The organism is Trueperaceae bacterium (assembly GCA_036381035.1).
Lineage (GTDB): Bacteria > Deinococcota > Deinococci > Deinococcales > Trueperaceae > DASRWD01.
The window spans coordinates 62,792-81,795 of the sequence record DASVDQ010000021.1; the positions used below are offsets into that span (position 1 = coordinate 62,792).

Consider the following 19,004-nt stretch of genomic DNA (forward strand, 5'->3'; position numbering starts at 1 on the left):
CCCGCCGCCCGGTCGTCCTCAGCGGGGCGGCAGGAAGATGCGCTCGACCTGCGTGAGGTCGACGAACCGGTCGCAGGCGTCCTTCAGCTCCTGGCCGGCGAAGTCGCGGAACGCCAGCACCTCGACGCGCGCCCCGCGCTCCTGGGCCAGCTCCACCAGCGGCGTGAAGTCGGCGTCGCCGGTCGCCAGCGCGACGACGTCGCAGCGCCCGAGGGACCTCACGACGTCGACGGCGATGCCGAGGTCCCAGTCGCCCTCGAGGACCTGCCTGTCGTCCTCACCCACCCGCACGCGCACCTTCAGCCGCCTCACGCGGTAGCCGAGGGCGGTGAGCTTGGCCACGAAGCCGTGGTTCGCGGTGTCGCCCTCGCGCTCGACGACGTAGGCCGTCGCCTGCGCCAGCCGACGACCGCGCCCGGCGACCTCGAGGAGCCTGGCGTAGTCGACGGCGGCGCGGCTCAGGTCGCGGGCCGCGTAGAACAGGTTCTGGGTGTCGACGAAGAGGGCGACGCGCTGCTCGCCCCACTCGAACGCGTCGGCCGGCTCGCCGCTCACGGCGGCCAGTCTACCCGGCCCGTGGCGGGCCCCTGCCCGCGGGCCGGTCGCGGCGCACCGAGGCGGCGCCCGCCCCGACGGCGCCTAGCCGCCCGGGGGCGCCCCCGCCAGCCAGCGCGCCATGATCACGTTGTCCTCGAACTCGTCGCGTCCGGGCCGCAGGCGCACCTGCCCCCTCTCGCGCCCCTCGACTACGAACCCCTCGGACTCGTAGAGCGCGATCGCCGCGGCGTTCCCGGCGCGCACGTTGAGGCTGACCTTCAGCACGCCCACGCGCCGGCACCAGTCGTACGACCGCCGCATGAGGCTCCTGCCCACGCCGCGGCGGCGCTGCGCGGGCGCGACGGCCAGCGTGAGCACGGCCACGTGGCTGAGCCGCCAGGCCGCAGAGCGGTGCAGCTCCAGCCAGCCGGCCACCTCGCGGCCGCAGAGCGCGACGAGGTAGAGCGACTGCGTGGGGTCGTCGGCGGCGATGCGGGCGGCCAGCGACGAGGCGGGCGCCGGAGCGTCGCCGACGAAGTAGCTCTGCTCTGAGTAGATGACCTCGAGGAGCCTCGTCACGCCGGCCGCGTCCGCCGCGCGGGCGCTCCTCACCTCGAGACCGGCCGGGCCCACGCCGCGAGTATAGGCGCCGGCGTGCTGATATCCTTGCCGGGGCCGCGTGCCGCCGGCCGGCGCCGGCGGCCGCGCCCGGAGCCCACATGGCGAGACTGGTATCCGCTGAGTCGGTGACCGAGGGTCACCCAGACAAGCTCGCTGACCGCATCAGCGACTCCGTGCTCGACGCGATCCTAGCCCAGGACCCGAACGCCCGCGTGGCCGTGGAGACCCTGCTGACGAAGGGCCTGGCGCTCGTCGCCGGCGAGGTGACGACCACGGCCGACGTCGACGTCCAGGCGTGCGTGCGCGGCGCGGCGCGCGAGGTCGGCTACGTCGACTCGTCGTACGGCTTCGACGCCGACCACTCGGCGGTGCTGATCGCGCTCTCGGAGCAGTCGCCCGACATCGCCCGGGGCGTCGACGCCGCCGTGGAGGCCGGGAGCGGCGACAGCCTCGACCTCATCGGCGCCGGCGACCAGGGCCTGATGTTCGGCTACGCGATCGACGAGACGCCGGAGCTCATGCCCCTGCCCATCACGCTGGCCCACCGCATGGCGCGGCGCCTCGCCGAGGTGCGCCGCAGCGGCGAGCTGCCCTACCTGCGGCCCGACGGCAAGACCCAGGTGACGCTCGTCTACGAGGACGGCGTGGCCACGGCCCTCGACACCGTGGTCCTCTCGGCGCAGCACCACGACGGCATCGACCTCGTCGAGCTGCGCGAGGACCTCGTCGAGCGCGTGATCGAGGCCGTGCTGCCGCCCGGTCTCGACACCTCGCGCGCCAACTACCTCGTGAACCCCACGGGACGCTTCGTCGAGGGCGGGCCCGCCGCCGACGCCGGCCTCACCGGCCGCAAGATCATCGTCGACACCTACGGCGGCGCGGCGCCCCACGGCGGCGGGGCGTTCAGCGGCAAGGACCCGACGAAGGTCGACCGCTCGGGCAGCTACTACGCCCGCTACATCGCCAAGAACGTGGTCGCCGCCGGCCTCGCCGGCCGCTGCCAGGTGCAGCTCGCCTACGCGATCGGCGTGGCCAGGCCCGTGGGCATGTACGTCGACACCTTCGGCACCGGCGCGGTGCCGGACGACAGGCTCGTCGAGGTCGTGAGGCGCTGCTTCGACGGGCGCCCCGCGGCGGTCATCGCCGAGCTCGACCTGCGCCGGCCCATCTACACGCCCACGAGCTCCTACGGTCACTTCGGCGACCCGTCCCTCCCCTGGGAGCGCACGGACAGGGTGGAGGCCCTGAGGGCGGCGGCGCGGGAGGTCGCGTGAGCAGAAGAGTTCGCTCAGGACGGGCTTCCTGGGTTCTAGAGGGCGGACGCTTCGGTTAGACTTGGCCCATGGCGAGAATCGTGTTGGGCAACAGGGAGGGGACCCTGGCCGTGCGCCACGGACGCGGCGTCATGGAGGCGCTGAGCGAGGAGTGGCCCGACCTCCACGTCTCGGTCCGCACGCTCCAGGGCGGCGAGGGCTCCTCGCCGCTCCTCGACGCCCTCGCCAAGGGCAACATCGACGTCGCCGTCGTGCAGCTCGACACGCTCCCGCCGCACCTGCCGGACGAGCTGACCCTCGCCGCCGTCTGCCGCCGGCCTGAGGCCCGCAGCGCGCTCGTCGCCAAGGGCTCGAGCTCGCTGGACAAGCTGCCCCAGGGCGCCGTCGTCGGCGTGTTCTCGGCGCGCGACGAGGCCTTCCTCAGGGCCGCCAGGCCGGGCGTGCAGACGCGGCTGCTGGCGGGCACGCCGGAGCAGCGCCTCGCGCTGGTGGCCTCGGGCGAGCTCGCCGCGATCGTCATGCCGGCCGCGGCGCTCATCGCGCTCGACCTGCGCGACCACCTGAGCGCGCTGCTCGACGTCGAGGCGTTCACGCCCGCCCCCGGCCAGGGGGCCGTGGGTCTCGTCGTGAGGGCCGACGACGACCTCGCCTTCGAGTCCATCTACCCGCTGCAGCACCGCCCCAGCTTCGACCGCGTGCGCGCCGAGCGCGCGTTCGCCGCCGCCGTGGGCGAGCTGCCCGTCGGGGCGTCCGCCACGGTGACGGACGACGGCGACCTCACGCTGGTGGGGGCCGTCGTCAAGGACGACACCACGCTGCAGGCCAGCGTGAGCGGCGAGGCCCGCGAGGCCGACGAGCTCGGCCGCGAGCTGGCCTCCGACGTCATGGAGCGCCTGGCCAGGATCTGACGCTCGCGGCGCCGACCGGCCGCACCTCGCCGCGCGACGCGGCCCTCGGCCGGACCAGGGGCGCCCTGAGCCCCCCGTGACCCGTAGCCACGGCGCCTCAGCCGACGGCGCGCTCGGTGGCCTCGGACGCGCGGGCGGCCAGCACCCTCTCGGCCACCTGGTGCGGCACGGCCTCGTACCTGTCGAACTTCAGCGAGAAGGCGCCGCGCCCGCCGGTCATCGAGCGCAGGTCGGCGGAGTAGCTCTGCAGCTCCGACATGGGCACGTGCGCGCTGACGACGCTCACCGAGCCCTCGGCGTCCATGCCGAGGATCCTCGCCCGGCGGGTGTTGAGGTCGGAGATCACGTCGCCGGTGAAGCGGTCGGGGACGCGGACCTTCACCAGCATCAGCGGCTCGAGGAGCTGCGGCGACGCCTTGGCCATCGCCTCCTTGAACGCCTGGGCGGCCGCCGTCTGGAAGGCGACGTCCTTCGAGTCCACGGGGTGGTCCTTGCCGTCGTAGACGACGACCTTCACGTCCTGCACCGGGAAGCCCCCCAGCGCCCCCGAGGACATGCCCGCGCGCACGCCCTTCTCGCAGCTCGACTGGAACTGCGTGGGGATCGCGCCGCCCACGACGGCCCACTCGAACTCGAAGCCCGCGCCGCGCGGCAGCGGCTCCACGCGCAGCGCCACCTCGGCGAACTGCCCGGCGCCGCCGGTCTGCTTCTTGTGCCGGTAGCGGGCGTCGCCGGTGCCCGCGATCGTCTCGCGGTAAGCGACGAGCGGCGTGCGGGTCTCGACGTCGACGCCGTAGCGCTCCTTCAGGACCTGGGCGGCGATCTCGAGGTGCACGTGCCCCATGCCCCACAGCACCGTCTCCCTGGTGTCGGCGTTGCGCTCGAGGCGCAGGCCGGGGTCGGCGTCGAGGAGCCGGTGCAGGGCGTCGCCCAGCTTGTCCTCGTCGCCGCGGCTCTTCGGGTAGAGGGCCAACGCCATCACGGGCTCGGGCATGCGGATCTGCGAGAGCACGAGGTCCACGCCCGGCACGGCCAGGGTGTCGCCGGTGGCGACGACGTCGGCCTTGTTCAGGGCGCCGATCATCCCCGCCGTCAGCTCCTTGACCTCCTTGAGGTCCTTGCCCTCCGGCACGTAGAGGTGGGCGGTCTTCACCTCCTCGCCCTTCGTCGTGTCGACGACGGCGTCGCCGGCCTTGAGCGAGCCGCCCAGCACGCGCATCAGCGAGACCTTGCCCATGTACGGGTCGATCACGGTCTTGAACACGCGGGCCGTGAACGGGGCGTCGGGGCCGAGCTTGGGCGGCTCGCCCCTGTCGACCCGCAGCGGCTTGTGGTCCTCGACCTGCCGCACGCCCTCGAGCATGAAGTCGAGCAGGAGGCTGACGCCCATGACCTTCGTCGCCGACGTGAGCAGCACCGGCGTGAGCTCGTTGCGGCGCACCGCGGAGTCGAAGGCCCGCTTCAGCTCGTCGTCGCCGATGTCGGCGTCCTCGAGGTACTTCATCATGAGGTCGTCGTCCGTCTCGACGATCGCCTCCACGAGCCTGTCGCGGTACTCCTGCGCCAGCCCCGCCACCTCGTCCGGCATGGGGACCGGCCGCGGCTCGCCGTCGTCCCACTGGTAGGCCTGCATGCCGAGGAGGTCGACGATGCCGCGGAACGACTCGGCCTGGCCGATGGGCACCTGGATCGCCGCGAGGTTGCCCGCCAGCGTCGACTCGATCTCGGCCATCGTGCGGAAGAAGTCCGCGTTCTCGCGGTCCATCTTGTTGACGACGACCATGGTCGAGAGCTCGCGCTCGAGGCTCGAGTTCCACACGCGCTCGGTGCCGACGGCGACGCCGGAGACGGCCGACACGACGATCATCGCCGAGTCGGCGGCGGCCATCGCCCCGCGGATCTCGCTGACGAAGTCGGCGTAGCCGGGCGTGTCGATGACGTTGAAGCGCTGACCCTTCCAGGTGAGCGGGTGGACCGTGGCGTAGATCGAGATCTTGCGGCGCTTCTCCTCCGGCGTGTAGTCGGACGCGGTCGTGCCGTCCTCGACCGAGCCGAGCGTGGGGATGGCCCCAGCGCGGTAGAGGAGGGCCTCGACCAGAGACGTCTTGCCGGCGCCGCTGTGAGATAGGACCGCGACGTTGCGGATGTCTGACATCTCGGCTCCAATCCTCGGGCGAGGCCTGAGTTCCGTGACGTGCCCGCTCCCACCGGGCGGACGCGCTTGGCTGGAAGTGGGGCCATGGTAGCAGAGGCGCTAGAGTCCGGATGTGGACGTGGAGCGCGAGCTGAAGTACTCGACGACCGACGAGCACGTGCCGAGCCACGCCGAGCTGGCCGCGGCGACGCGGGACAGCGGGCTCGAGCTCGGCTCGCCGACGGTGGAGCGCTACGTCGACGTCTACTACGACACGCCGCGGGGCGAGCTGCGCGCCGCCGGCGCGGCGCTGCGGCGCCGGCACCGGCCCAGCGTGACCCTCGCGACGCTGAAGGGCGCGGCGACGCGCGACGGCGAGCTGCACGCCCGCCCCGAGCTCGAGGTGCCCATGGCGGGCGACGGCTGGCCCGGCGAGGTGCTGGCCGCCCTGCCCGCGTCCGCCGACCCCGAGGCGCTCGCGCCCGTGGCCGAGCTGTGGGTCGAGCGCGTGCGGCTCGTGGCCAGCGACGCGCGCGGGCCCGTGGCCGAGCTGGCCTTCGACGCCGTCGAGTGCCGCGCGCCCGGCCGGGAGGACGCCGCGGTGCGGTTCAACGAGGTCGAGGTCGAGGCGCTGGCCGAGGGCGACGACGCCGTCGGCCGCATGCGCGCGCTGGCCGACGCCGTGGGCACGATCGTGCCGCTCACGCCGTCGAGCGCCTCGAAGCTGGAGCGCGCGCTGGCCCTGCTGGCCGCTTTCGGCTAGGGCGCGGCTCTCGTCAACTGCGGCCTCCCGTCGGGCCCGAGGGCGCGCCCCGTCGCACGGCCCTCCGGTCGCCGGTCGGGTCCGCGGGCGGTCGCCGCTCGCCCCGGTCGCGGGCCGATGGGGCCCTCAACGCGCCAGGTAGCCGCCGTCCACCGGGAAGTACGCGCCGTGCACGAACGACGCCTCGTCGCTCGCCAGGAACACCGCCAGCGACGCCACCTCCTCGGGCTCGCCCAGCCTGCCGATCGGGTGCAGCGACACCAGCATGTCGTGCGCGGCCTTGTCGTCCTCTAGCGCCGCGATGAGCGGGGTGCGGATGAACGCCGGGCCTATCGCGTTCACGCGCACGCCCTTGGACGCGTACTCGAGCGCGGCCGACTTCGTCAGGCCCAGGACGCCGTGCTTGGCGGCGACGTAGCCCGCCGACGTCGCCCAGCCGACCGCCCCGAGGATCGACGCCATGTTGACGATCGCGCCGCCGCCGGCCGCCAGCATCGCGGGGATCTCGTGCTTCATCGCGTAGAACACGCTGGAGAGGTTGACGGCGATGATCTTCTGCCAGCCCTCGACGCTGTAGTCGGCGACGGGGTTGACCTCGCCGCCGATGCCGGCGTTGTTGCAGGCGACGTGCAGCGCCCCGAAGCGCTCGACGGTCTCGCGCACCATGCGCTCGTTGTCCTCGGGCCGCGACACGTCGGCCCGCACGAAGACCGCCTCGCCGCCGGCGGCCGTCACGGACGCCACGGTCTCGCGCCCGCTCTCCTCCGTGAGGTCGACGACGGCGACCTTGGCGCCCTCCCTGGCGTAGGCCTCCACCACGGCCCGACCGATGCCAGACGCGCCGCCGGTGACCAGCGCGACCTTGCCCTCCAGGCGTGCCATAGATAGCTCCTTCCCCGCCGCCCTACGCGACCAGCGGCGGCTGCGCGACGCCCGAGTATGGGCCCGCGCCCTCACCCTGCCACCGCGGCGCGCGACGCCCCAGGAGCGGATGTCCCGGCGCCGGAGAGGCGCGGCGGCGGTCCTCCGCGGCGGCCGCAGCGACCGACGTCCCGCGCGGTGCCGCGCCGCGCGTCACGACGGGAGCGGGCGTGCCGGAGGGCCGACTTATACTCGTCGCCATGCAGCGCGACGCCACGGTCTTCGACCTCATCGCCCGCGAGCACGAGCGCCAGCGCGCGGGCCTGGAGCTCATAGCCTCCGAGAACTTCGTGTCACGCCAGGTCCTGGAGGCCGTGGGGTCGGTGCTGACGAACAAGTACGCCGAGGGCTACCCGGGCAAGCGCTACTACGGCGGCTGCGAGTTCGTCGACGAGGTCGAGCGCCTGGCGATCGCTCGCTGCAACGAGCTCTTCGGCTCCACCTGGGCGAACGTGCAGCCGCACTCCGGCTCGAGCGCGAACCTGGCGACCTACTACGCGCTGCTCCAGCCGGGCGACAGGGTCCTCGGCATGGACCTCGCCCACGGCGGCCACCTCACGCACGGCTCGCCCGTGAACTTCTCGGGCATCTACTACGAGGTGAGGGGCTACCCGGTCGACCGCGAGACCGAGCGCATCGACTACGACGAGCTCGCCAGGATCGCCGAGGAGTTCCGGCCCAGGCTGATCATCGCCGGGGCGTCGGCGTACAGCCGCCTCATCGACTTCGCGCGCTTCCGCCAGGTCGCCGACGCGGTGGGCGCCTACCTCATGGCCGACATCGCGCACATCGCCGGGCCGGTCGCCGTCGGCCTCCACCCGCACCCGCTGCCCCACGCGCACGTCGTGACGAGCACGACGCACAAGACGCTGCGCGGCCCGCGCGGCGGGCTGATCCTCGGCCAGGACGAGGAGGTGGGGGCCAAGGTGGCGCGGACGATCTTCCCCGGCACGCAGGGCGGGCCGCTGATGCACGTGATCGCCGGCAAGGCCGTCGCCTTCGGCGAGGCGCTCACCGAGGAGTTCCGGGAGTACACGCGGCGCGTGCTCGAGAACGCCGCCGCGCTGGCGCGGGCGCTGGCGGAGCGCGGCTACCGCATCGTCTCGGGCGGCACCGACAACCACATGTTCGTCGTCGACCTCAGGCCGCAGGGCCTCAAGGGCAACAAGGCCAGCAACCTGCTCGACGCCGCGCTGATCACGGTGAGCAAGAGCATGATCCCCTACGACCCCGAGAAGCCGTGGGTCACCTCCGGCATCAGGATCGGCACGCCGGCGATCACCACGCGCGGGTTCACCGCCGAGGACATGCCCGTGATCGCCGAGCTCATCGACGAGACGCTGAGCGGCGCCGACCCGGCCAAGGTCGCGGCGCGCGTGCGCGAGCTCACGGACGCGCGGCCGCTGCCGGCCTGAGGGCGAGCCGCGCCCCTGACGGCCAGGGGGCTAGCGTCCCGCCCGCCGCCTGCCGCGAGCCTCGCGTCGGCGTCGGACCGCCGCCGCGGGCCCGGCGTCAGCGCCGGCGCCTGAGACGCTCCAGCCCCTCGCGCAGGCTGATGCGCATGCGCTCCACGGCCCTGGCGATCTGCCCCAGCTCGTCGTCGCGCCTCAGCTCCACGGGCTGCTCCAGGTCGCCATGGCTGATGCGGTCGGTGGCCACCAGCAGGTAGCGCACGGCGTCGGTGATGCCGCGCGTGAGCGAGAGCGCGGCGAGCACGGCGAACAGCACGGGGACCAGGCCCACGAGCAGCGCGGTCAGCAGCACGCGACCGAGGTCGTCGCGCAGGCCCGAAGGGTCCACGCCCACGACCACGGTGCCCAGCGGCGAGCCGAGGCGCTCCATGCGCGCGGCGGCCACCACCGGCTCGGCCTCGCGTAGGCCGACGACCGTGAGCAGCGTCCCCCAGGTGCGCGAGAGCGAGTCCACCCAGCCGGCCTCGGGCAGCGGCAAGGCGCCCCTGGCGGCCTCCTCGACGAGCCCGCTCGTCGCCGGCGAGAGCTGGTCGCCCCGCCCCTCCCAGCCGAGCACCGTCCGCCCGTCGGCGCCCACGACGGCGACGAACGCCACGCCCTGGTCGGCGAGCTCGGCAGCGGCCCGGTCCTGCACGCCGACGAGCCGCGCCCTGATCACCGGGGACGACGCCGGCAGGCCGCCGGAGAGGCCCTCGATCGTGGCCGCCACCGCCGTCGCCGTGCCCTGGGCGCGCTCGAGCTGCTGGGCGCGCAGGGCCGGCAGGAGCGTGGCGCTCAGGACGACGAGCGCGGCGAGCAGCGTGAGCACCGCCGGCAGCGTCGCGGCCGTGGCGATGCGGCGGCGCAGGCCGCGCCTGTCGACGTCGGGCGGCTCGCGCACCAGGGTGGTCTTCGTGGGGTCGCGCGGCGGCGTGGTCGTCGTCGTGCCGGCCGGCGGGGCCTGCGTGGAGCGGGCGGCCTCCTCGGGCCCGTCGTCCGCCTCCGGAGCGCGCTCGGCGCTCCCTCCCTCGGCAGCGGCCTCGTGCGAGGACCCCGCGGCCCGCTCGCCCGGGGCGACCGCCTCCTCGGCGGCGCCTACCCCGTCCTCGGCGGCGCCGGTCTCGGCCTCCGCCGCCCGCCCCTCCTCCTCGGCGGCGCGGACCCGGGCCGGCGACGGGCCGATGCCCAGCCCCTCGGCGCGCGGGTCGAACGGCTGCCCCGGCGGCGCGGTCTCGCTCGGCGCCCCCGCCTCGCGGTCCCCGGCGTCCGCCGGCGGCGCCGGCGCGGCGAAGGGCACGGCGGGCCCGTCGACGCCGCCCTCGCGCAGCTCGACCTCCAGGCCGGCCTCGGCGAGGATCGCCGCCACGGTGCGCGCCTGCGCCTCCGCGACGGGCTTCGTGACCGGCCCCGGCACGCGGCGCAGGAGCTGCGCCGCGCGGTCCTCCGGGATCTTGAAGCGCTGCGCCACGAAGCTCGTGATCCCTGTCAGGTCCTCCGGCAAGGGGCTGAGGACGACGACCACGTAGTCCATCACTGCCTCCCGGCTGGCACGGGGTCGAGCGCGAACATGTCCCTCAGCTCGGCCGCGCGTCGCGCGAACTCCTGGCGGGCGGCGGCGTCGCCGAAGGCCGACTCGATCGCCGCGACGAGCTCGCCCACGCGGCCCACCGGCACGGCGTCGGCGCTGAGCCCCAGCTCGTAGAGGGCGTCCTCCACGACGATCGCGCCCACCGGTCCGAGCAGGTCGACGGCCTCCCTGGCCAGCTCCTGCGGGAAGCGCGGGTCGGCGACGGCCACCGACTCGAAGCGGGCCAGGCCGCACCCGAGCAGCTCGTCGCCGGCGGCGACGACCTCGGCCAGGGGCCGGCCCGACGCCGCGGCCAGCTGGCGCAGGCTGGAGACGCCGTCGAGGCGCCGCCACAGGTGCAGGGCCGCGAGCGAGAGCGACACGCTCTCCGGCGCGGCCACGCCGACGCCCAGGTAGGCGTCGCCGACCTCGCCGAGGACGCGGACGGGGCCGAACGGCCCGTCGCCGTACGCGTCGCGCGCCAGCGGGCCGGCCAGGGACGAGCGCGGCGGGTCGGCGGGCTCGCCGCTGACCGCCGTGAGGACCGAGTCGGGGTCGACGGCCCCGTTCGCGGGCTCGTCGGCGCGCCGCGCGGCCTCGAGCAGCAGCGCCTCCATGGGCATGTCGAGGGTCCGCCGCGGCGACGGCACGCCGGCGCGGAAGGCGAAGCGGCCGTCCTGCCAGCCGAGCAGCTCGCTCAGCGCCGCGACGTCGTGGAGCGGCCTGGCGTCGACGAACACGACGCGGCCGCTCTCCAGGTAGACGTACGCCTGCCGCTGCTGCGGGTGACGCAGCAGCAGGCAGCCCGAGGCGCGCGAGAGCGCCATGTACTGCAGCAGGTCGGCCAGCGCCCCGGGTCCGAGGCGCCCGCTGAGACTCGTCACGCGTCCGCTCCAGGCATGTTTCGCGCCATCCTAACAGCGCTCTGGCGCCACTGCCCCGCGTGATACCTTCGAGGGGCTTCGCCCACGTCGCCCCCCTGAGGCCGCGGGCCCCACGAGGAGTGTTCCATGCCTACCATCTGCCTCATCCCCGGTGACGGCATCGGGAAGGAGGTCGTGCCGGCCGCGCGCCGGCTCCTAGAGGCGACCGGCCTAGACCTGGAGTTCGTGGAGGCCGAGGCCGGCTGGGCCACCTTCAACCGCACCGGCACCAGCGTCCCGGCCGAGACGCTCACGAAGGTGACGAGCTCCGACGCGACGCTGGCCGGCGCGTTCACCAGCCCCTCCCACAAGGTCCAGGGCCACCAGGGCGCGATCCGCTACATGCGCCGCACCCTCGACCTGTTCTCGAACCTGCGCCCGGCGCGGTCCCGTCCCGTGCCCAAGTGCCTGCCGGGCATCGACATGCTCATGGTCAGGGAGAACACCGAGGGGCTCTACGTCGAGAACGAGCGCCGCTACGCGGGCGGCGAGATCGCCATCGCCGACGCGGTCGTCACGCGCCGGGCCAGCCTGCGCATCGCGCGCGTGGCGCTGGAGCAGGCGCGCCGGCGCCGCAAGCGCCTGGCCGTGATCCACAAGGCCAACGTCCTGCCCCTGACGTCGGGGCTGTTCCTCGAGACCGTCATGGAGGTCGCGAGGGAGTACCCCGACGTCGAGACCTACGACGTCATCGTCGACGCCGCCGCCATGAAGCTCGTGCGCGAGCCGGAGAGCTTCGACGTGCTCGTCTCGACGAACCTCTTCGGGGACATCCTCTCCGACCTCATGGCCGGCCTCACCGGCGGACTCGGCGTGGCGCCGAGCGCGAACGTTGGCGAGCGCTACGCGATCTTCGAGCCCGTGCACGGCAGCGCGCCGGACATCGCCGGCCAGGGCGTCGCCAACCCCACGGCCACGATGCTCACGGCCGCGATGATGCTCGACCACCTCGGCTTCAGGGAGGAGGCCTGCCGCATCGAGGCGGCCGTCGACCGGGTGCTGGCCGCGGGGCCCGTCACCCGCGACCTCGGCGGCGACGCCACCACCGAGCAGTTCACCGACGCGGTGATAGCGGCGTACACTTCCGCCTGATGTACGCGCTGGCGCAGGCCATGCGCGCCATCCGGGCCAACTGGGTGGCGAGCGTCTCCACCATCACCACGATGACGCTCTCCCTCACGATGTTGGCCACGCTCAGCCTGGCCAGCGCCAACCTCAGCCAGGTGCTGGCGAACCTGCAGGGGGAGCTCGAGGTGGCGGTGTACCTCGCACCCGAGGCCAACGACGAGCAGCTCGTAGGGACGGTGCGGGCCTGGCCGGAGGTCGAGCAGGTCGAGTACGTGCCCGCCGACCGGGCGCTGGCCGAGCTCGTCGCCGAGCTCCCGGCGCTCTCGCGGGCCGCCTCGTTCGTCGAGAACCCCCTGCCCGACACGATGCTCGTGCGGCTCCTCGACCCGGCCCTGACGCGGACCGTGCGCTTCCGGCTCGAGCAGCTCCCCGGCGTCGACGAGGTGGACGACGCCAGCGAGGCCGTCGACACCTTCCTCGCCGTCTACGACGCCCTGCGCGTGGGCGGCTCGATCCTCGTGGTCGTGCTCCTCTCCGCCGCGCTCTTCGCGATCGTGAACTCGATACGCGCGGCCATCACCGCCCGCCGCGACGAGATCGACGTGATGCGCCTGGTGGGCGCCAGCCGCGGCTTCATACGCGGCCCCTTCCTCATCGAGGGCGTCCTCCTCGGCCTCATCAGCGCGACGGTCTCGCTCGGCCTGGTGATACCGGGCTACCAGTTCGGCGTCGCGCGCCTCTCGGAGCAGTTCACGTTCGTGCCGTTCGTGCGCGACCCGGCCCTGCTCGGCTGGATCGCCGGCGCGCTGGCGGCGCTGGCCGTGCTCGTCGGCTTCGTGGGCAGCGCCATAGGCCTCTCGCAGTTCCTGCGGGAACGGCAGTGAGGCGCCGTCTCCCCGCTCTCCTGGCCGCCGCCCTGCTCGTCGGGTCGTTCTCCGCCGGCCAGCCGGTGCTCGACTCGCCGGAGCGTCGTCAGCTCGAGGCGGACATACAGCGCTACGAGCAGCTCCAGGCCCAGCGGAGCCAGGAGCTGGCCGAGATCGAGGCGGCCCTGGGCGCCACCGCCGCCCAGCTCCAGGAGCGCATCGAGGAGCGCAACCGCGTCAGCGCCGAGCTCGCCGAGAAGCGCCGCGAGCGCGAGGGGATCCTCGCGCGGATCGGCGAGCTCGAGGAGCAGCGTCGGCAGACCGAGGAGCGCATCGCCGGTCTCGAGGTGCGCCTGGGCGAGATGCGCACGCGGGTCAGCGAGGTGCTCGTCGCCCTCTACAAGCAGCGCGGCTCTCCCGCGCTCTTCGCGCTCTCGCGCAGCAGCAGCTTCGCGGAGCTGAGGGTCAGGAACCACTACGTGGGGCTGCTCTCCCGGCAGGACGCCGACGTCATAGGCGAGCTCGACTCGCTCCTCTACGCCCTGCAGATGGAGCGCCAGAGCCTCGCCGAGCAGGAGGACCAGCTGAGGCAGGCGGAGGCCGAGCTGGCCGCCGCCGAGGCCGAGCTGTCCGCGGCGCAGGAGCGACTCGACGCCATCGTCGCCGACCTCGAGTCGACGCGCGAGGGCCAGCTCGCGCTGCGGGCCGACCTCATCGCCGAGCAGCAGCGGCTCGAGGCGAGCCTCGGGGACCTGGGGGCCGCCCTGGACGCCGAGATCGCGCGCCTCCGGGAGCAGGAGAGGCGGGACCGCGAGGAGGCGGCGCGCGCCGCGCAGGACCGCGAGCGGCAGCTGGAGGCGCAGCGCCGGGCGGACGCCGCCGCGGAGCAGCTGGGCGAGCTCGAGGCGGCGCTGCAGCCGCTCGAGAACGGCCTCGTCAGGCCCCTCGACGGCGCGCGCCTGATCACCCGCTTCGCCGAGGTCAACAACTCCTACATCGCGCTGCAGTCGCCGGTCGAGAACGCCGCCGTTCACGCGGTCGGCCCCGGCGTGGTGCTGGCGACGAACTACCTCGGTGCGAACCTCGGCTACCTAGTTGCCGTCGAGCACGGCAGCGGTTTGCGCAGCATCTACGTGAACCTCCGGCCGCCGGTGGTGCACGAGGACCAGATAGTGGCGCGCGGCGACCTGCTCGGCTACCTTGGTGGCGGGACGCTGGTCCATAACGACACGTTGCACTTCTTCATGCAACGTACCGCTGCTGACGGCGAGGCCACCTACGTGGACCCCGCACCGCTGCTCGGTTGGTGACGACTTGACCTGCACTACCTGCGGCAACCACAACCCAGAGGGCAACCGCTACTGCGGTATGTGCGGGAGCCCTCTCGCGCGCCAGCTCACCGGCCGCGAGCGCCGCAGGGTCAGCGTCGTGTTCGTCGACCTCGTCGCGTTCAGCTCGATGACGCGGGGCCTCGACCCCGAGGAGGTGCGCGACCTCGCCGACAGGGTGCTCACGGCCGTCGCCGGCGTCATCGAGGACTTCGACGGCTACGTGGACTCGTTCAAGGGCGACGGCCTCATAGCGCTCTTCGGCGCGCCGCACTCGCACCCCGACGACCCGCAGCGCGCCGTTCTGGCCGCCGCCAAGGCTCTCGAGACCATCGAGGAGATCGGGCGCTCCCGCGGGCACGAGCTCGCGGGTCGGGCCGGCGTGAACACGGGCATCGTGATCGCCGGCGCCATCGGGTCGGGCAAGGTGCGCAGCTACACCGTCATGGGCAGCGCCGTGAACCTCGCCGCGCGCCTCGAGGAGGCCGCCAGCCCGGGCGAGGTGTGGGTCGGACCCGAGACCTACGAGGCGACCCGCCACCGCCTCTTCTACGAGCCCACGGGCGAGATCGAGCTCAACGGCTTCCCCTCGGTGCGCGAGGCCTACAGGCTCGTCGCGCCGCCATCGCAGCCCGACGTCGACCCGTTCGCGCACCTGGCCTTCGTCGGGCGCCACGAGGAGATGCTGCGCCTCACGGCCGCCCTCGACACCGTGGCGGCCACCGGCCAGGCCGCCGAGCTGTGGGTCGCGGGCGAGGCCGGACGCGGCAAGACCAGGCTCATGCGCGAGTTCGTCTCGCGCATCAAGGACAGGGCCGTGACGCTGTGGCTCGAGCTCACGCCCGCCTCGGAGTTCTCCTGGGAGCCGCTGGCCGAGCAGGTCTTCGGCCTCGCGCCCGGCCTCGAGGAGCACGCGGCGATCCTGCAGGCGCAGGCGGTCCTCGACGCCGTGATGCCGGGCGACACCAGGGCGCACCGCGCCGTGCTCGGCAGCCTGAACCTGGCGCCGCTGCAGACCTGGACCCGCCTGGAGCGCCGCCGCGTCGACCGCACCAGCCTCGCCTGGCGCGACCTGCTCGCCCGCCTGCCGGGCCGGCAGGGGCGCCCTCCCGCCCTCGTGCTCGTCGTCGAGGGCGAGCCGCGCGACAAGCAGCTCCTGCAGTTCCTCGACCTGCTGAGGAACGCCGCCGCGCCGGTCCTGGTGCTGCGCTCGAGCCGCGCGCGCACGCTGCCGGAGGGCGCCGACGCGATCCACCTGCCGCCCCTGTCGTTCGAGGAGAGCCTGCACCTGCTCGGCGAGGTCGTCAGCCCCGCCCTGCGCGTGGCGGCCGACAGCCTCGTGCGCCAGGTGGGCGGCGTGCCCGCCTACGTCCTCGAGCTCGGCCGCGCGCTGTCGATCACGCAGGAGGAGTCGTTCTCGGGCTCGCTGGCGTCGCTGCTGCAGTCGCGCCTCGACATGCTCGACCTGCGCCCGCGGCGCCTGCTGGCGCAGGCCGCCCTGGTGGGCGAGAAGTGCTGGGAGGGGCTGCTCAGGGAGCTCGCCGGCGGCGTCGACGCCGCCGACATCAGGGTGCTGGTGAACGAGAACCTGCTCGTGAAGCAGCCGGGCTCGCTGATCCCCGATCAGGTGGAGTACCGCTTCCAGAGCGAGCTCCTGCGCAACGCCGTGCTGCGCATGGTGCCCTACGGGGACAGGCCGCTCCTGCACCTGCGCATCGCCACGTGGCTGGAGCTCCACGCGCCGCTGGCGCTCGCCTCGCTCACCGCCGAGCACTTCGAGAAGGGCGGCTCGCCCGACTCCGCCTTCGACCACTACCTGACCGCGGCCGAGCACGCGCTCTCCCAAGGCGACTTCGAGACCTGCTTCGCGCTCTACGAGCGCACGCTGGCCCAGAAGGTGCCGGCCGTGACGCTGGCGCAAGGTGCGCTGGCCTACCTCCAGGCGGCGACGCTGCAGGGCGACCCCGAGAGGGTGGCCGAGGCGCGCGTCCGCGCCGAGCGCGCCGTGGCGGCCTGCCCCGAGGACGCCAGGCGCGACCTCGAGCCGCTCCTGGATCAGCTCAAGGAGGCCCCCGCCACGTCGACGCTGGGCTGAGGCTCGCCGAACACGGCGAACCACCGCCTGAAGCTCGGCTCGACCTCGACGAGGGCCCGCGCGACGTCGCCGCGGTGCGGGGCCGGCGCGCCCTCGTCGCGCGCCAGGGCAGCCCTCAGCGCCACGGCCAGCTCCCAGCCGCGGGCCTCGGCGAGCTCGAGCGCGCGCTGCGTGAACGTGCCCTGGAACCACAGCAGCTTGGCGAGCTGCATGCGTCCGCGCGGGTACTCGAACTCGTCGAGCGCGCCCCTCAGGTCGGCGGTGGCGGCGACCTGCACGCGCGTCCACCGCTCCAGGAGCGCGTGCCCCTCGGCGCCGCCGGTGGCGAGCAGGCCGGCGACGAGCAGGTAGGTCGCCATGAGCTCGTCGAGCCACTTGACGCCCGTCCGCAGGCCGGAGCGGTTCGCGACGGCGTGCCCCCACTCGTGGCCGACGAGCAGGTCGAGGAACTCGCTCACCGGACCGGGCGCCGCGCCGGCCTTGCCGGCGGCGAGCAGCAGGTCGTCGAACCGCTTCTTCAACCGCTCGGGGTAGTCGGCGGCGGCGATCACGACGGAGGTGCCGGGCAGGCTCCGCGTGAACGGCAGGCCGTAGGGGTAGCTGCACACGAGCTGCCAGTCGCGGGAGTTGACGACCAGCAGCGAGACCTCGCCCTGGGGGTCGAGCGCCGCCGCGGCGGCCTCCTGGAGGGGGGAGAGGAAGCCGAGCAGGTGGGCCGTGCGGGTCCGCGCCCCCGACGAGTGGCGCGCCGAGAGCGCGTCGTCGGCTAGGGACCGCAGGTAGAGGCGAGCCGAGGAGAGGCGCTCGCCGGGCCGGCGCCTCGACACGGCCCGATGATAGCGAAGCATCTCATCCGGGTCGTCGCGGGGCCGATGATAGACTCGGCGGCGTCGTGCCCCGTCGGCTACTCAGCGTCACGTTCGCGCTCCTCGTCGGCCTGGCGGCCGCCCAGCAGCGGTACAACTACCTGGCCGTCGACGGCGAGCTCGTGGAGGCCGGCCCCTACTACTTCATCGCGTACGGCGACAACACCAACGCCTTCGCGCGCGCCTCGCTCCTCGCCGAGGCGATGGGCCTGAAGGTCGAGTACCTGGGCGAGCAGAGGCTGCTGCGCTTCACCGACGGCTTCCGCGTCGTCACCTTCGAGGCGACGGCCGACGTGGCGCTCGGCCTCGAGAAGCGGCCGGGCATCGTCAAGCTCGACCCGCCGCTGCGCGGCTCGAACACCCTCGACAGCCCCATGGCCATCATCGTCGACGGGGTCTCGTACGTGCCCATCACGCCCCTCGTCACCGCTTTCGACGGCCAGAGCGACTGGGACCCCGACGCCAAGCTGGTGACGATCGACACCGCCGATGTCCTCGGCTTCGTCGTCCCCGCGCCGCGCATCGGCGTCAACGGCGGGTACACGCGCGTCGCCCTCGACCTACCGCAGGGCGCCACCTACCAGCTCGCGGCGGGCGGGCGCAGCTTCGTCGTCATCGTGCCGGGCGCGCGCGCCGAGGCGCTCACGGTGCCGGTCGACGACGAGAACCTGGGCAGCGTGACGGTCTCCAGCTCCGGCGGGCGGGTGACGGTGACGGTCGCGACGCGCTTCGACCTCGACCCGAGCGGGCGCGGCTTCTCGGTGGGCACCGTGCCCAAGGAGAACGGCACGACCCTCTACGTCGACTTCGCGCCGGGCCGCGAGGGCCAGGCCGTCACGGCCATCGGCCAGGGACGGGCCGAGGGCCCGCAGGCGCTGGCGCAGGCGCCGGAGGGGCGCCAGATCGTCGTCATCGACGCCGGCCACGGCGGCCACGACCCCGGCACCCAGTCGCGCTACGCCGTCGAGGAGCAGGTCGTCCTCGACGTCGCCCTCAAGCTCAAGAAGCGCCTCGAGGAGGCCGGGCTCGAGGTCGTCCTCACCCGCGACCGCGACGCCTTCCTCACGCTGCAGCAGCGCTCCGAGTTCGCCACGATGGACAGGAACATCTTCGTGTCGATCCACGCCAACTCGGCGCCCAGCGACTCGGCCGAGGGCGTCGAGACCTGGGTGTTCGGCGAGCCGCTGGACCCCACGCTCATCGAGAGGGCGATCCGCGAGAACGGCGGCGGCGCGGTCGGCGAGGAGCTGACGCGCGAGGCGCGGCGCGTGGCCGACCAGCTCGCGTTCGACATCCTGCGCGAGGCGCAGTTCAACCTGTCGCTGGCGCTGGCCGAGTCGGTGCAGTCGCACCTCGTCGCCGCCACGGGCGCCAAGGACCGCGGCGTGAGGACGAACCTGTTCTACGTGCTCAGGACGGCGCGCATCCCCGCGGTCCTCGTCGAGCTGGGCTTCGTCAACCACCCGCGGGAGGGCCCGCGGCTGGCCGACCCCGGCTACCAGGACACGCTCGCCGAGGGCCTGGCCGAGGGCATACTCTCCTTCCTCCGGAGCGGCGGCGCGATCGCTCGGCGCTAGCCCGGCGCTCTGTCCCCGGGGACGCGGGCGCCTCTCCGCCCCGCCCCGCCGCCTGCGCCCTCACCCCTACTCCCGCGCCGCCGACGACGGCCGCCCCCGTCACGA

Annotated in this window: 16 protein-coding genes; 9 read left to right on the forward strand and 7 right to left on the reverse strand. The window is 73.9% G+C overall.

Annotated features, from left to right (window positions below; translation table 11 throughout):
- Nucleotides 1–18: 18 nt before the first annotated feature.
- Together VF202_02680 and VF202_02685 are read right to left on the reverse strand one after the other, a co-directional pair.
- Entirely contained in the window at nucleotides 19–555 is a 537-nt protein-coding gene (locus VF202_02680; GenBank protein ID HEX7039000.1) for an NYN domain-containing protein, read from the reverse strand.
- A gap of 84 nt (nucleotides 556–639) precedes the next feature.
- Nucleotides 640–1,170 carry a GNAT family N-acetyltransferase gene (locus tag VF202_02685; protein HEX7039001.1) on the reverse strand — a complete coding sequence of 177 codons (531 nt, stop codon included), beginning with the start codon at nucleotides 1,168–1,170 and terminating at the stop codon, nucleotides 640–642.
- Between the two features lie 86 nt (nucleotides 1,171–1,256).
- On the opposite strand from VF202_02685, the gene metK reads away from it, so the two are divergent.
- On the forward strand, nucleotides 1,257–2,432 hold the full coding sequence (gene metK / locus VF202_02690) for a methionine adenosyltransferase (protein HEX7039002.1): 1,176 nt from the start codon (nucleotides 1,257–1,259) through the stop codon (nucleotides 2,430–2,432).
- A 68-nt stretch (nucleotides 2,433–2,500) separates the two neighbouring features.
- Nucleotides 2,501–3,340, forward strand: a complete 840-nt coding sequence (locus tag VF202_02695; protein ID HEX7039003.1) for a hypothetical protein — start codon at nucleotides 2,501–2,503, stop codon at nucleotides 3,338–3,340.
- A 97-nt stretch (nucleotides 3,341–3,437) separates the two neighbouring features.
- On the opposite strand, the gene fusA is transcribed toward VF202_02695, so the two are convergent.
- Nucleotides 3,438–5,495, reverse strand: coding sequence for an elongation factor G (gene fusA / locus VF202_02700; GenBank protein HEX7039004.1), 2,058 nt, complete (start codon nucleotides 5,493–5,495; stop codon nucleotides 3,438–3,440).
- Between the two features lie 112 nt (nucleotides 5,496–5,607).
- On the opposite strand from fusA, the gene VF202_02705 reads away from it, so the two are divergent.
- A complete protein-coding gene (locus tag VF202_02705; protein ID HEX7039005.1) occupies nucleotides 5,608–6,237 on the forward strand; it encodes a CYTH domain-containing protein in 630 nt (209 codons plus the stop codon).
- A 126-nt stretch (nucleotides 6,238–6,363) separates the two neighbouring features.
- Here the strand turns inward: VF202_02705 and VF202_02710 are convergent, their stop codons facing one another.
- The gene (locus VF202_02710; protein ID HEX7039006.1) at nucleotides 6,364–7,119 is read right to left on the reverse strand and encodes a glucose 1-dehydrogenase; all 756 of its coding nucleotides are present in this window, start codon (nucleotides 7,117–7,119) and stop codon (nucleotides 6,364–6,366) included.
- Nucleotides 7,120–7,358: 239 nt separating this feature from the next.
- Here VF202_02710 and glyA point away from each other — a divergent pair, with 239 nt between their 5' ends.
- Nucleotides 7,359–8,573, forward strand: coding sequence for a serine hydroxymethyltransferase (glyA, locus tag VF202_02715; GenBank protein ID HEX7039007.1), 1,215 nt, complete (start codon nucleotides 7,359–7,361; stop codon nucleotides 8,571–8,573).
- A gap of 97 nt (nucleotides 8,574–8,670) precedes the next feature.
- Here the strand turns inward: glyA and VF202_02720 are convergent, their stop codons facing one another.
- Nucleotides 8,671–10,140 (reverse strand): HAMP domain-containing protein, encoded by a 1,470-nt coding sequence (locus VF202_02720; GenBank protein HEX7039008.1) that lies wholly within the window; start codon nucleotides 10,138–10,140, stop codon nucleotides 8,671–8,673.
- Complete coding sequence (locus tag VF202_02725) at nucleotides 10,140–11,060, reverse strand: DUF4388 domain-containing protein (GenBank protein ID HEX7039009.1); 921 nt, start codon at nucleotides 11,058–11,060, stop codon at nucleotides 10,140–10,142. The genes VF202_02720 and VF202_02725 overlap by 1 nt, the downstream gene beginning before the upstream one ends.
- A gap of 126 nt (nucleotides 11,061–11,186) precedes the next feature.
- Here VF202_02725 and VF202_02730 point away from each other — a divergent pair, with 126 nt between their 5' ends.
- From VF202_02730 to VF202_02745, 4 genes are read left to right on the forward strand one after another with little or no spacing between them, the layout of a single operon-like run.
- The gene (locus VF202_02730) at nucleotides 11,187–12,191 is read left to right on the forward strand and encodes an isocitrate/isopropylmalate dehydrogenase family protein (GenBank protein ID HEX7039010.1); all 1,005 of its coding nucleotides are present in this window, start codon (nucleotides 11,187–11,189) and stop codon (nucleotides 12,189–12,191) included.
- Nucleotides 12,191–13,051: a permease-like cell division protein FtsX gene (locus VF202_02735; GenBank protein ID HEX7039011.1), complete on the forward strand. Its 861-nt coding sequence runs from the start codon at nucleotides 12,191–12,193 to the stop codon at nucleotides 13,049–13,051. The genes VF202_02730 and VF202_02735 overlap by 1 nt, the downstream gene beginning before the upstream one ends.
- A complete protein-coding gene (locus VF202_02740; GenBank protein ID HEX7039012.1) occupies nucleotides 13,048–14,343 on the forward strand; it encodes a peptidoglycan DD-metalloendopeptidase family protein in 1,296 nt (431 codons plus the stop codon). Before VF202_02735 ends, VF202_02740 begins: the two co-directional genes overlap by 4 nt.
- A 4-nt stretch (nucleotides 14,344–14,347) precedes the next feature.
- Complete coding sequence (locus VF202_02745) at nucleotides 14,348–16,456, forward strand: adenylate/guanylate cyclase domain-containing protein (protein ID HEX7039013.1); 2,109 nt, start codon at nucleotides 14,348–14,350, stop codon at nucleotides 16,454–16,456.
- Here VF202_02745 and VF202_02750 read toward each other — a convergent pair.
- Nucleotides 16,417–17,283, reverse strand: coding sequence for a hypothetical protein (locus VF202_02750; protein HEX7039014.1), 867 nt, complete (start codon nucleotides 17,281–17,283; stop codon nucleotides 16,417–16,419). The two genes, VF202_02745 and VF202_02750, sit on opposite strands and share 40 nt — an antisense overlap.
- A gap of 65 nt (nucleotides 17,284–17,348) precedes the next feature.
- Here VF202_02750 and VF202_02755 point away from each other — a divergent pair, with 65 nt between their 5' ends.
- Nucleotides 17,349–18,899: an N-acetylmuramoyl-L-alanine amidase gene (locus VF202_02755; GenBank protein HEX7039015.1), complete on the forward strand. Its 1,551-nt coding sequence runs from the start codon at nucleotides 17,349–17,351 to the stop codon at nucleotides 18,897–18,899.
- Nucleotides 18,900–19,004: the final 105 nt, after the last annotated feature.

Coding starts and splice junctions, on each gene's coding strand:
- metK (HEX7039002.1), top strand. CDS start 1,257: ATGGCGAGACTGGTATCCGCTGAGTCGGTGACCGAGGGTCACCCAGAC.
- VF202_02695 (HEX7039003.1), top strand. CDS start 2,501: ATGGCGAGAATCGTGTTGGGCAACAGGGAGGGGACCCTGGCCGTGCGC.
- fusA (HEX7039004.1), bottom strand. CDS start 5,495: ATGTCAGACATCCGCAACGTCGCGGTCCTATCTCACAGCGGCGCCGGC.
- VF202_02710 (HEX7039006.1), bottom strand. CDS start 7,119: ATGGCACGCCTGGAGGGCAAGGTCGCGCTGGTCACCGGCGGCGCGTCT.
- glyA (HEX7039007.1), top strand. CDS start 7,359: ATGCAGCGCGACGCCACGGTCTTCGACCTCATCGCCCGCGAGCACGAG.
- VF202_02720 (HEX7039008.1), bottom strand. CDS start 10,140: ATGGACTACGTGGTCGTCGTCCTCAGCCCCTTGCCGGAGGACCTGACA.
- VF202_02730 (HEX7039010.1), top strand. CDS start 11,187: ATGCCTACCATCTGCCTCATCCCCGGTGACGGCATCGGGAAGGAGGTC.
- VF202_02735 (HEX7039011.1), top strand. CDS start 12,191: ATGTACGCGCTGGCGCAGGCCATGCGCGCCATCCGGGCCAACTGGGTG.